This window comes from Helicobacter pylori NQ4053 (genome assembly GCF_000274605.1).
Taxonomy (GTDB): Bacteria; Campylobacterota; Campylobacteria; order Campylobacterales; family Helicobacteraceae; genus Helicobacter; species Helicobacter pylori_CV.
On the sequence record NZ_AKNV01000006.1, the window covers coordinates 480784 to 494052 of the forward strand.

Annotated in this window: 11 protein-coding genes; 9 read left to right on the forward strand and 2 right to left on the reverse strand. The window is 40.0% G+C overall.

All coding sequences use genetic code 11. The features are described from left to right. Positions 1 to 2 precede the first annotated feature (2 nt). Together AYS37_RS07445 and AYS37_RS07450 are read left to right on the forward strand one after the other, a co-directional pair. Positions 3 to 680 (forward strand): hypothetical protein, encoded by a 678-nt coding sequence (locus AYS37_RS07445; RefSeq protein ID WP_001202855.1) that lies wholly within the window; start codon positions 3 to 5, stop codon positions 678 to 680. Between the two features lie 16 nt (positions 681 to 696). After that, the gene (locus AYS37_RS07450) at positions 697 to 1284 is read left to right on the forward strand and encodes an META domain-containing protein (RefSeq protein WP_001053515.1); all 588 of its coding nucleotides are present in this window, start codon (positions 697 to 699) and stop codon (positions 1282 to 1284) included. 296 nt (positions 1285 to 1580) lie between these two features. Here AYS37_RS07450 and AYS37_RS07455 read toward each other — a convergent pair whose 3' ends face one another. Beyond that, positions 1581 to 2633, reverse strand: a complete 1053-nt coding sequence (locus AYS37_RS07455; protein WP_000748360.1) for a cytochrome-c peroxidase — start codon at positions 2631 to 2633, stop codon at positions 1581 to 1583. Between the two features lie 148 nt (positions 2634 to 2781). On the opposite strand from AYS37_RS07455, the gene dnaE reads away from it, so the two are divergent. The 7 genes from dnaE to AYS37_RS07490 all read left to right on the forward strand — a co-directional run bounded on the left by dnaE (position 2782) and on the right by AYS37_RS07490 (position 10374). Continuing rightward, positions 2782 to 6417, forward strand: a complete 3636-nt coding sequence (gene dnaE / locus AYS37_RS07460; RefSeq protein ID WP_000662155.1) for a DNA polymerase III subunit alpha — start codon at positions 2782 to 2784, stop codon at positions 6415 to 6417. Then, positions 6399 to 7187 carry a pseudouridine synthase gene (locus AYS37_RS07465; RefSeq protein ID WP_000398264.1) on the forward strand — a complete coding sequence of 263 codons (789 nt, stop codon included), beginning with the start codon at positions 6399 to 6401 and terminating at the stop codon, positions 7185 to 7187. Before dnaE ends, AYS37_RS07465 begins: the two co-directional genes overlap by 19 nt. 55 nt (positions 7188 to 7242) lie before the next feature. Next, on the forward strand, positions 7243 to 7557 hold the full coding sequence (locus AYS37_RS07470) for a thioredoxin family protein (RefSeq protein WP_000895152.1): 315 nt from the start codon (positions 7243 to 7245) through the stop codon (positions 7555 to 7557). Positions 7558 to 7920: 363 nt separating this feature from the next. After that, positions 7921 to 8553, forward strand: a complete 633-nt coding sequence (gene lpoB / locus AYS37_RS07475; RefSeq protein ID WP_000925186.1) for a penicillin-binding protein activator LpoB — start codon at positions 7921 to 7923, stop codon at positions 8551 to 8553. A 23-nt stretch (positions 8554 to 8576) separates the two neighbouring features. Further along, positions 8577 to 9104, forward strand: a complete 528-nt coding sequence (locus tag AYS37_RS07480) for an LPP20 family lipoprotein (protein ID WP_000795968.1) — start codon at positions 8577 to 8579, stop codon at positions 9102 to 9104. Positions 9105 to 9111: 7 nt separating this feature from the next. Beyond that, positions 9112 to 9453 carry a hypothetical protein gene (locus AYS37_RS07485; protein ID WP_000824768.1) on the forward strand — a complete coding sequence of 114 codons (342 nt, stop codon included), beginning with the start codon at positions 9112 to 9114 and terminating at the stop codon, positions 9451 to 9453. Between the two features lie 9 nt (positions 9454 to 9462). Further along, positions 9463 to 10374 (forward strand): LPP20 family lipoprotein, encoded by a 912-nt coding sequence (locus AYS37_RS07490; RefSeq protein WP_000720449.1) that lies wholly within the window; start codon positions 9463 to 9465, stop codon positions 10372 to 10374. Between the two features lie 584 nt (positions 10375 to 10958). Here the strand turns inward: AYS37_RS07490 and AYS37_RS07495 are convergent. After that, entirely contained in the window at positions 10959 to 13199 is a 2241-nt protein-coding gene (locus AYS37_RS07495) for an outer membrane beta-barrel protein (protein ID WP_000916352.1), read from the reverse strand. Positions 13200 to 13269 lie beyond the last annotated feature (70 nt).

Below are 13269 nucleotides of genomic sequence, written 5' to 3' on the forward strand. Positions count from 1 at the left end.
CCATGAGAGCTACGGCGATAAAAATCTTTTCACTCTCATCAGCATTAGCGTTGTTGCTTCAGGGTTGCTTGAGCATCAATTTAAAACAAATGCTGCCAGAGATCAGAACTTATGATTTGAATGCGAGTTCTTTTGAAATGACGCAATGCCCTAAACCTTTGACTGAAGTAAGGCTTATTAGTATTTTGAGCGCGGATTTATTCAACACTAAAGAGATCGTGTTTAAAGCCAAAGACGGGCAGATCACGCATGGGAAGCACCAAAAATGGATAGACTTGCCTCGCAACATGTTAAAAACCATGTTCATGCAAGAAGCGCAAAAAGCATGCTTAGGCGTGGCTTTGCCCCCTTATGGCGCGGGCGCGCCCACTTATGCGGTCCGTTTTACGATTTTATCGTTTTCTCTTTTAGAAAAAGAAAATTCTACCTATAGGGCGGAATTCGCGCTAGGCTATGACATTAGCGTGAAAGGCGATTCGCATTCTGGAGTGATCATTAAGCATGAAAATATTTCTAGCTTGGAAAATAAAACGACCAAAACGAGTAAAAATGGCAATCAAGATTTTCAAGAAAGCGCAATACAATCCCTCCAACATGTCAGCACGCAAGCGATGCAAGAAGCGATTTCTTTGATTAAAAAAGCCATTGAAGCGCAAAGCGTAAGCCCGTTAAAAAAATAAAATAAGGAGGAATTGTTTGAATTTACGATTGGCTGGAGCAAGCGTTTTAACGGCTTGTGTCTTTTCGGGGTGTTTTTTTTTAAAAATGTTTGATAAAAAACTTTCTAGTAACGATTGGCATATCCAAAAAGTAGAAATGAACCATCAAGTGTATGACATTGAAACCATGCTCGCTGATAGCGCTTTTAGAGAGCATGAAGAAGAGCAAGATTCCTCTCTAAATACCGCTTTACCTGAAGATAAAGCAGCACTTGAAGCCAAAGAGCAGGAACAAAAAGAAAAAAGAAAACACTGGTATGAGCTTTTTAGAAAGAAGCCAAAGCCTAAAAGCTCTATGGGAGAGTTTGTGTTTGACCAAAAAGAAAATCGTATTTATGGCAAAGGCTATTGCAACCGGTATTTTGCCAGCTATGTATGGCAGGGCGATAGGCACATTGGGATTGAAGATAGCGGGATTTCAAGAAAAGTGTGTAAAGATGAGCATTTAATGGCGTTTGAATTGGAATTTATGGAGAATTTTAAGGGTAATTTTACGGTAACTAAGGGCAAGGACACGCTCATTTTAGACAACCAAAAAATGAAAATTTATTTGAAAACGCCTTGAATTTATGTTTTGTGTTTTAAATGCGATCTAAAATCAAAAAACATTCTAAATGATAAAGAGATTAAAAAATTTTTAAAAAATAGGAGTAAAACTCATTCTTTTAAGGGGATAGGGGTATTTTGAAACAATTCTCCCCCTACAACCCTCCAACTAAATCCCTCTAAACCCATAAAGATCGCTTTTTAAGGGATTATCGCTTGCTTTTTGAAAGCTTTTTTATTATTTTGATCGCAAAAGATGCTTTGAGCGTTTTTTAGATTTGGCACCAAAAGCCCCCTTAAAAAGGACTTTTTAAATCAAAAAGAGGGTTTAGGGGTTTTGTCTGTCATTATGGGGAGTTCTGGGTAGATTATCTTAGGCTTTTTACCCCTTAAGGCTCCAAAGAAAGTTTCAATTTTTTTCGCTTCTGCATCGCTGATTTCAATGCCTAACTGGATAGAGCCCATTTCTTTAATCGCATCTTTAACATCCCAGAATTGCCCGTTATGGAAATAAGGCATCGTTTCGGTGATATTCCTTAAAGTAGGCACTTTAACAAGCCCGTTTTTATCGCCTTTGAAATCGCCCACATTAGCGAATTTATAAGGTTTGACCACCCCAAAAGGCTGCATTGTCCCCCCAAGATTGATGCCGTTATGGCAAGCCACACAGCCTTTAGAAATGAATAAATCCAGCCCTTCTTTTTCGGCTTTGCTGAGCGCTTTAGGATTGCCCCTTAAAAAATCATCGTAACGGCTTGGGGTAATAAGCGTGGCTTCAAACATAGCGATACTATCAGCGATCAATTTAAAATCAATTTTGACTCTAGAGCCATAAGCTTTTCTAAAGAGCTTGACATAGCCTGGTATGGAATTGATTTTTTCTACCACGACTTTAGGATCAGCCCCCATTTCAAAAGAAGATTGGATCGGCCCTTGCGCTTGCTCGTTTAAATGCGTAACCCTACCATCCCAAAACTGCACATCGTTAAACACAGAGTTATACACCGTTGGGGAACTTAAAAGGTGGGGGTTTTTCTTCCATTGAGAGCCTATAGCGCTTGGGATTAGATCCACCCCGCCTAAGCCCAAATTATGGCATGTGTTGCAAGACACGAGATAGGAAGTGGAAATCCTAGGGTCAAAATAGAGCATTTTGCCTAATTCCACTTGAGCGGAGGTCATGATTTCGCTGTTTTTAGCGCCAATGCCCACATCTCTGGTTTTTTTAATCTGGTATTCTTTGAGCGCTTTGCCCATAGGCATGGGTTCTAATTGGCTTTCCTTCGCTTTTTTAATCAAATCCATATCGCTTAAAGCATAAACGCAAGAAAAAGCCAAGCAAACGCCCAATAAAATGGATTTTTTCATGATGAGCTCCTAAAATAGCGTTAAAAATAAGACAAAACTTTCTTATTATAACCACCATTTTAAAATAATTCACCACTAAATAATCTAATAAAGAGTTTTTTAAAGAGCGGTAGGTATAATGGCGTTAAATCCAAATAGGGGTTAGACAATGAAAGAGAATAAAGCCTTTACGCATTTGCACTTGCACACAGAATATTCGCTTTTAGACGGGGCGAACAAGATTAAAATCTTAGCCAAGCGCATTAAAGAATTGGGCATGAAAAGCGTGAGCGTAACTGATCATGGGAATATGTTTGGAGCGATTGATTTTTACACGAGCATGAAAAAAGAAGGCATTAAGCCTATCATCGGCATGGAAGCGTATATCCATAATGATGACAACCTTTCTAGCAAAGAAACCAAGCAACGCTTCCATTTGTGCCTGTTCGCTAAAAACCAAGAGGGCTATGAAAACTTGATGTTCTTAAGCTCTATGGCGTATTTAGAAGGGTTTTATTATTTCCCGCGCATCAATAAAAAGCTTCTAAGGGAGCATTCTAAGGGCATTATCGCTTCTAGCGCGTGTTTGCAAGGGGAAGTTAATTACCATTTGAATACCAATAATGAGAGGAACCGCAAGTATGGGGCTAAAGGCTATGATGAAGCTAAAAGAATCGCTTGCGAATACCAGGAGATTTTTGAAGACGATTTTTATTTAGAAATCATGCGCCATGGCATTTTAGATCAGCGATTCATTGATGAGCAAGTCATTAAAATGTCTTTAGAAACGGGGTTAAAAATCATTGCCACCAACGACACCCACTACACCATGCCCAATGACGCCAAGGCTCAAGAAGTAGCGATGTGCGTAGCGATGGGTAAAACCCTAAACGATAAGGGGCGCTTGAAACACTCCGTGCATGAGTTTTACATTAAGTCCCCTGAAGAAATGGCAAAGCTCTTTGCAGATATTCCAGAAGCTTTAGAAAACACCCAAGAAATCGCTGATAAATGCGTTTTAGAGATTGATTTAAAAGACGATAAAAAGAACCCCCCAACCCCCCCAAGCTTCAAATTCACTAAAGCTTACGCTCAAAATGAGGGGCTGAATTTTGAAGATGACGCTTCTTATTTCGCCCATAAGGCTAGAGAAGGCTTGAAAGAGCGCTTGATCTTAGTACCTAAAGAAAAGCACGATCAATACAAAGAACGCCTAGAAAAAGAAATTGAAGTCATTACGAACATGAAATTCCCAGGGTATATGCTGATCGTGTGGGATTTTATCCGTTACGCTAAAGAAATGGGCATTCCTGTGGGACCTGGTAGGGGGAGCGCGGCCGGGAGTTTGGTGGCTTTTGCACTAAAAATCACGGATATTGACCCTTTGAAATACGATTTGCTCTTTGAAAGGTTTTTAAACCCTGAACGAGTCAGCATGCCTGATATTGATACGGATTTTTGCCAACGCCGGCGTAAGGAAATCATAGAATACATGATTGAAAAATACGGCAAATACAATGTGGCTCAAGTCATCACCTTTAACAAGATGTTGGCTAAAGGCGTGATCAGAGATGTCGCAAGGGTTTTGGACATGCCCTATAAAGAAGCCGATGATTTTGCCAAACTCATTCCTAACCGCTTAGGCATCACGCTTAAGGGTTATGAAAAAAATGGCGAGTTCATCGAGGGAGCGTGGGAATTAGAGCCTAAAATCAAAGAATTAGTAGAGAGTAATGAATTAGCCAAACAAGTGTGGGAGTATTCGCTCAATTTAGAGAATTTGAATCGTAACGCAGGCGTGCATGCCGCAGCCTTAGTGGTGGATAGCCAAAAAGAGTTGTGGCACAAAACCCCTTTGTTTGCCTCTGAAAAAACCGGCGGTATCGTTACGCAATATTCCATGAAGTATTTAGAGCCGGTGGATTTGATTAAGTTTGACTTTTTGGGGCTTAAAACCTTGACCGTGATTGATGATGCGCTTAAAATCATTAAAACGCAGCATAAAATTAGCGTGGATTTTTTATCGTTGGATATGGACGATCCGAAAGTGTATAAAACGATCCAAAGCGGGGACACGGTGGGGATATTCCAGATTGAATCCGGAATGTTTCAAGGGCTTAACAAGCGCTTAAGGCCTTCAAGCTTTGAAGACATTATTGCCATTATCGCGCTAGGGAGACCGGGACCCATGGAATCAGGCATGGTAGATGATTTTGTGAATAGAAAGCATGGCGTTGAGCCTATCGCTTATGCGTTTAAAGAATTAGAGCCGATTTTAAAGCCCACTTACGGCACGATCGTCTATCAAGAGCAGGTGATGCAAATCGTGCAAACTATCGGTGGTTTTAGTTTGGGTGAAGCGGATCTCATCCGCCGCGCTATGGGGAAAAAAGACGCTCAAATCATGGCGGACAATAAGGCTAAGTTTGTAGAAGGCGCTAAGAATTTAGGGCATGATGGCCAAAAAGCGGCTAATTTGTGGGATTTGATCGTTAAATTTGCTGGTTATGGTTTCAATAAATCGCATTCGGCCGCTTATGCGATGATCACTTTCCAAACGGCGTATTTAAAGACTTATTACAAGCATGAGTTCATGGCAGCGATGCTCACTAGCGAATCCAATAAGATCGAATCCGTGGCGCGCTATATTGATGAGGTCAGGGCTTTAGAAATTGAAGTGATGCCCCCACACATCAATTCTTCCATGCAAGATTTCAGCGTGGCGGAGTTTAAAAACCAAAAGGGCGAATTGGAAAAGAAAATCGTGTTTGGTTTAGGAGCGGTTAAAGGGGTTGGGGGTGAGCCGATTAAAAACATCATTGAAGAAAGGGTTAAAGGGGATTATAAGAGTTTAGAAGATTTTATTTCACGGGTGGATTTTTCTAAACTCACTAAAAAATCTTTAGAGCCATTAGTGAAATCAGGGAGCTTGGACAATTTAGGCTACACTAGAAAAACCATGCTCGCTAACTTGGATTTGATCTGTGATGCCGGGCGTGCTAAAGACAAGGCTAATGAAATGATGCAAGGGGGCAACTCCCTTTTTGGAGCCATGGAAGGCGGAATTAAAGAGCAGGTTATTTTGGACATGACTGATTTGGGCGAACATGACGCTAAAACGCTTTTAGAATGCGAGTATGAAACTTTAGGAATCCATGTTTCAGGCAACCCTTTAGATGAGTTTAAAGAAGAAATTAAGGGCTTTAAAAATTTAGTCAAAAGCATTGATATTGAAGAGTTAGAAATCGGATCGCAAGCTTATTTGCTGGGTAAAATCATGGAAGTTAAAAAGAAAATTGGCAAACGAAGCGGTAAGCCTTATGGTACGGCGGACATTTTGGACCGATACGGCAAGTTTGAACTCATGCTTTTTGAAAAGCAATTAAACGCCTTAGAAGAGTTGGATATTAATAAGCCTTTAGTGTTTAAATGCAAGATTGAGGAGCAAGAAGAAGTGGCGCGATTAAGGCTTTTTGAAATCTTGGATTTAGAGAGCGCTAGAGAGGTTAAAATCCCTAAAGCCCGTTATAAAGACCCTGAAAAGCAAAAAGAAGAGGTGCGCGAAATCCCCCCCATGGAAATGCTCGCTTCTAGCTCTTGCTCTTTAGCGATCGTGTTAGAAAACGATGTGAAAAAAGAGTTTTTAAGACAAATCAAAGAGAGCGCTCTAAAACACCAGGGCAAACGCCCCTTGTATTTGATCATCAAAGATAAGGATAAACAATTCAAAATCCAAAGCGATTTAATGGTAAATGAAAAGATTAAGGACGATTTTAAAGAATTAGAGTGGAGGGATTTGGCTTGAGGATCAACCAGTTTTTAGCCCATTACACCAAGCACTCCAGAAGAGAGGCTGAAAAATTGGTTTTAGAAGGGCGGGTGAAAATCAACCATGAGCATGCCAAACTCGCTAGCGTGGTTAAAGAAAACGACAAGGTGTTTTTAGACAAACGGCTCATCAAGCCCTTAAAAAACAAAAAATTCAGCGTGCTAATCTATCACAAGCCAAAGGGCGAATTAGTGAGCAAAGCCGATCCCTTAAAACGGCGCGTGATTTATGAAAGCCTGGAGAAAAAATACGCCCATTTCGCGCCGGTGGGGCGTTTGGATTTTGCGAGCGAGGGGGTGCTACTCTTAAGCGATAGTAAGGCGGTGGTGAGCGCTTTGATGCATGCGGATTTAGAAAAAGAATATCTCATTAAAATTCAAGGTTTTGTTACAAGAGAGATGGAAAACGCCATGCAAGAGGGCTTGAAATTAAAAAACGCCACTAAGGGAGCGCACCAAAAAACCCCCATTAAAAGCATGGAATTTGCCCCCTTTATTGGTTATGAAATCATCAAAAACCATGCCAAATATTCTAAACTGAGAGTCATCATCAATGAGGGGAAAAACAGAGAATTGAGGCGTTTTTTTGCGTTTTTTAACGCTGGAGTGTTGGATTTAAGGCGCGTTCGTTATGGTTTTGTGAATTTGAATGCCTTGCCGGTAGGGAAAATGCGTTTTTTAAACCGCCAAGAATACAATGAGTTGCATGCGTTTATGGCTAATAGGGCTAATGTTAAAGAGGATTAGCGCTTGAGTTATGCTATACTTCGGCGGTTGGGGGAAATAAAAAATAAGGATTATCATGTTAGAAGTGATTAACGGGAAGAATTACGCAGAAAAAACCGCCCATCAAGCGGTAGTGGTTAATGTGGGGGCGAGCTGGTGCCCGGATTGCAGGAAGATTGAGCCGATCATGGAAAATTTAGCCAAAACTTACAAAGGCAAGGTGGAATTTTTTAAGGTTTCTTTTGATGAGAGCCAGGATTTAAAAGAGAGCTTAGGCATTCGCAAGATCCCTACTTTGATTTTTTACAAAAACGCCAAAGAAGTGGGTGAAAGGCTTGTAGAACCCGGATCTCAAAAACCGATTGAAGACGCCTTAAAAGCGTTATTATAAAGGGCGTTAAAGAGTCTTATTGTCAAAATAAGAGCTTGTAAAAATCTTTTTTAGCCCTTTTTTGATAGGGGGCTAACTTCAAATAGCTTTTATATTATTTCTTTAATCTCAAAAAATCGTTTTTATCGTTTTTAAATAAGATGTTTGTTAAAAAAGTTTCTTTAATTAAGCTAAAAATGAGCGGATTTGTGGTATTAATGCTTACAGTGTGAAATTTGTAGGGCTAGAACTTGTAGAATGTGAAAAAAAAGACACATAAAATGCTAAAATCCGCAAAAACACTGACTATGTGTTTATATTAGAAGTTTAAAATTAGGAACGGAAGTATCTGTTTTAAATTTTGAATAGGGAGTTTCTATCATTATGTTATTGAAAACAAAATTAAAAATTATAAGCTCGGTGATTTTGAGTGCTTTATTGTGGGTGGGTTGCTCAAGCGAAATGGCGACTTATCAAAATGTGAATGATGCCACTAAAAATACGACTGCAAGTATTAACAGCACGGATTTATTACTAACCGCTAACGCGATGTTAGATTCCATGTTTAGCGACCCTAATTTTGAGCAACTCAAGGGCAAGCATTTGATTGAAGTTTCAGATGTGATTAACGACACCACGCAACCCAATTTGGACATGAATCTTTTGACGACTGAAATCGCACGGCAGTTGCGGTTGCGATCTAATGGGAGGTTCAATATCACAAGGGCGAGTGGAGGGAGTGGCATTGCAGCGGATAGCCGAATGGTGAAACAGCGCGAAAAAGAACGAGAGAGCGAAGAGTATAATCAAGACACCACTGTAGAAAAAGGCACTTTAAAAGCCGCTGATTTATCTTTAAGTGGTAAAGTATCTAGTATCGCAGCCTCTATTAGTAGTTCTAGGCAGCGCTTGGACTATGACTTCACCCTAAGCCTTACCAATAGGAAAACGGGTGAAGAGGTATGGAGCGATGTTAAGCCTATTGTGAAGAACGCTAGCAATAAGCGTATGTTTTAAATTTATATTTGAAAGGATGAACAATGAAAAATCAAGTTAAAAAAATTTTAGGGATGAGTGTGATAGCAGCGATGGTGATCGTAGGTTGCAGCCATGCCCCAAAATCAGGTATCAGTAAAAGCAATAAGGCATACAAAGAAGCGACTAAAGGCGCTCCTGATTGGGTTGTAGGGGATTTGGAAAAAGTGGCGAAGTATGAAAAATATTCAGGGGTCTTTTTAGGAAGGGCTGAAGATTTGATCACCAATAATGATGTGGATTATTCTACTAACCAGGCTACAGCGAAGGCTAGGGCTAATTTAGCGGCGAATTTAAAATCCACTTTACAAAAAGATTTGGAAAATGAAAAAACTAGAACGGTAGACGCTTCTGGTAAAAGGTCCATCAGCGGCACTGATACTGAAAAAATTTCTCAATTGGTGGATAAGGAATTGATCGCTTCTAAAATGCTTGCCCGCTATGTTGGTAAAGATAGGGTTTTTGTTTTAGTGGGCTTGGATAAGCAAATTGTGGATAAAGTGCGCGAAGAGTTAGGCATGGTTAAAAAGTAGGGTTTTAATGAAACGCCTTGCTATCGCACTTGTTTTGGTGTTGGGAGTGGCGTGGGGGAAGTCCTTGCCTAAGTGGGCAAAAGATTGCTCAAAAGAAGTGCAGATTGAAAAGACCCAAACCAAAGACGAAAAAATTTTAGTGTGTGGGGTGAGCGATATATTGCTTTCAGATATGGATTATAGCTTGTCCTCAGCCAGACAAAACGCCTTAGAGAAAGTGATGGAAGCTTTCAAGGGGGATAAAATAGAGATTAAGGCTAGTGAGCTAAAGGCCACTTTTATTGATACGGATAAAGTTTATGTGCTTTTAAGGATTACTAAGAAGCATGTCGCTTTAATGAATGAGTGAGGATTGATAATGAAAAAGATTATTCTTGCATGCCTTGTGGCTTTTGTGGGTGCCAATTTAAGTGCAGAGCCTAAGTGGTATAGCAAGGCCTATAACAAAACAAACACCCAAAAAGGCTATCTTTATGGGAGTGGTTCAGCCACTTCTAAAGAGGCTTCTAAACAAAAAGCGTTAGCGGATTTAGTGGCTTCTATTAGCGTGGTGGTCAATTCACAAATCCATATTCAAAAAAGTCGTGTGGATAATAAGTTAAAATCCAGTGATTCGCAAACGATTAATTTAAAAACCGATGACTTGGAATTGAATAATGTAGAAATTGTCAATCAAGAAGCGCAAAAAGGGATCTACTACACCAGAGTAAGGATTAATCAAAACTTGTTTTTGCAGGGTTTAAGGGATAAGTATAACGCTCTTTATGGGCAGTTTTCCACCTTAATGCCTAAAGTTTGTAAAGGGGTTTTTTTACAACAATCTAAGAGCATGGGGGATTTATTGGCTAAAGCGATGCCTATAGAAAGGATTTTAAAAGCGTATTCTGTCCCGGTGAGTTCGTTAGAAAATTATGAAAAAATCTATTATCAAAACGCTTTCAAACCTAAAGTGCGAATCGCTTTTGATGATAACAGCGACGCAGAGATTAAAAACGCTCTCATGAGCGCTTACGCTAGAGTATTGACCCCTAGCGATGAAGAAAAGCTTTATCAAATCAAAAATGAAGTTTTTACCGAAAACGCTAATGGCACCACACGCATTAGAGTGGTTGTTAGCGCGAGCGATTGTCAAGGCACGCCTGTATTGAATAGAAGCCTTGAAGTGGATGAAAAGAATAAGAATTTTGCTATCACGCGCTTGCAATCTTTGCTTTATAAAGAACTGAAAGATTATGCCAATAAAGAAGGGCAAGGCAATACGGGGTTATAAGCAGGATATTAATCTTGCTTGCACTTTTTTATTCATTCAGTTTTATAGCGTCATTATTTTGTTTAGCGTGGCATTTTCGCACCCATTAAAATAAACCCTCTAAAGGTTTGTGGCTTTTGTTCTCGCCAAATAAACTAAATATCATTCAATACTCTTTATCCCACAAGCTTCTCTAAAACTAAACCCACTAAAAACTAAAATCCGCAAAAACTAAAATTTTTTTTAAGAGCCTACGCAAGCGAGCTTGTTTGAAAAAACCAAATGACTTTGGGCGTTCAAATACCCAAAGCTAGGGTCTATCTTTTTGTCCCACAAACTAACAAACTTTTTTAAAAACTAACGCAATTTTAAACCAAACAAACGCCTAAAAAGGGGCGTTTGAATGTGAAAGGAGAACAAAAACATGAAACAAACAAATGAGATAGAAAAAAGCTTCAGTAAGCTTAAAGAAAACACGCAAGCGATGTGAGAACAAAAAGAGCGAACTCTCACACCCATGTGCAAAACAGAACTAAAAACGCCTACAAGAGATCCTAAAAAGAGCGTTTTAGAGTCAATAGAGGGTTAAAGCCAATTTTTAACCCCTAGAAAATCCACCCGTAATTAAAAAACACTTTAAAATGACTGCCCCCTTCATTAAGGGTGATAGAATTGGTAGTTGCACCATCGCTAGAAACGACTCTAGATTTCAACTGGACTAAAGGAACGCTAATGCCTATAGAATATTTAGAATGCTTGTAGCGGTAATTCAACCCACCGGTCACATTTAAATTACCGCTCCCTTTGTATTGATTCAACAAATAATAGCTGTTGTATAAGCCCCTTAACCCCCCAAACACCCCAAGAGAGGAAGTGAAAACTTTCTTGGTTAGATTGTTTTTAGGGTTCTTTTCGTTGGTGTAATTGGTGATGAAATCAAACAACACGTCCATTCCCACGCCATAGCTTAATTGCTGGATTTTTTCGTTATTGGCTTGAGCGTAGTTGTATTTGATGATGCCATAAGAAGACAACCCTAAGTAATCATTAAAGTATTTTTGATAGCCCATTTTAAGATTAACGCCTAATAGGGGGGCTCCAAAGGGCCGTGAGGTTTTTGAAGTGCGATAGGTAGTGGTGCTAGATTTAGAAGATGAAAGGCTTTGACTGATCGCGCTAAGCATAGTGGTCGCAAAATCTTGCGTGTTCAAACTGGCGTTTAAATAGTTGGTTTGGCTGCTCAAATTAGTGTAATCCACCGGTAGAGCGTTTTGATCAATGAGTTGCTGCCAAACCGCACTGGTAACGCCTATAAGCCCGGCGGGGACTTGAGAGCAATCAGTATAAATGGAATTGGGGTAATTGCTAGGGAAAGCGGGCTGATTTTTGCCGCCAAAACGAGAGCACACATCATAGGTAGAGCCATCGGTGTCTCGCACTTCATGCCCGTTGTCAAACACTTGCACTTCTTGCCCATTTACTTGCTCTATTTTCCCGCCCTTACAGCGCTCTTCTGGCCCATTGTTTTCTTCACACATGCGCACTCTTTGATAAGTCATGTTCCCGTTATGCGTATAGCCTAAAGTATGGCCGTATTCATGGATGATGTCTCTTAATTGCATGATGGCGACTTTATTCAATTCTTTGCCAAACAGTATTTCAGGGTCTAAGAAAGGAGACAATATCCCTAAAGCGCCAAAATTGGTGCCATCATCGCCTGGGCCATTCGGGCCGCCATATTGAGACCCTAGCCCTAAATCCCCTCCTCTTGGGGGCAAGAGATTCACATAAAGATTATTTGTAACTCTATAGCTATAGATAACATCTTGCGGCGTTAATATCACTGAGCCTGTTTGCCCGTTTTCTATATTGTATTCATCTCCGGCATTTTTAGCGATCAATTTAGGATCCACAAGCCCATCGTTGTAAGGGTTCACGCATGTAGAATAATTGGAATAACATGGCTTTGACAGGTTGTTGTCGCTAAACTGAAAGGGGGCGTTTTTAATAGCATCTTCCCACGATTTAGAGTCAAACACCGCCATCATGTTCAGCATTAAATTGGTCAAATTTTTAGCGTCTTGAGAGGTGAAAGGCGGCACTTTAGCCACACAATTTTCTTGATTTTCGTATGGAGGGCATGGGGGTTTAGAACCAGTGCCGTTACCGCTAGAAAATTGGTTGTAATTGATATAAGTCATTTGAAGATTGGTTGTAACCTTGCTGAGCTTGTTAAACAGATTCTGCGTGCTGGCATCAGAAAATTTTGTGGTGGTGGTTTGGAGTTGTTGGAAGCCATCAGCGTTAAGTTGCGGATCGTTAAACAAGCTTGCGGGCAGAATGATTTGAGATTGTTTAGGGATAGTCTCTATCACGCCCAAACTGACTACATTGCCTTGATTGTCTGTATAACTCAGCTCAATATTGTTTAAATTATAAGGCAAGAAGTTTTGTATCATAATCAAGCTGCTATCACCATAGCCTGCTTCTTCAGCGCTTTCTTGGTTATAAGCGGTTACATACACAGGGGTTAAAGAATAAAAGGTTAAGTTGGTGATATTGTCCTCTGCAAACAACTCAGTCGCATTCTTTAAAATGGTGCTTTGGGAGATGTAGTATTTCCCATAGGTGCTTTGAGGGGTAATGGGTTTGGGTTTGGGTTTTGGTTTGGGTTTTTGTTGAGTGGTGGCTATGGTTTGTTCTTGGGTTTGTGTGCCTTGTAATAGCCCGGTTTCAAAGCCGGCTTCTATAAAAAAGCCGTCTTTTTGGTGTTTTTGAAAGGCTTCTACAGCGGTGAATGATCCGATTAGGGACAAACAAATCGTTTTACTAACGAGTTTTAGCATGAAATCTCCTTATTGTCTTTTTTAACATTTTTACTCAAAAACAGTTGATAGGCAGTTGATAGTATGTATA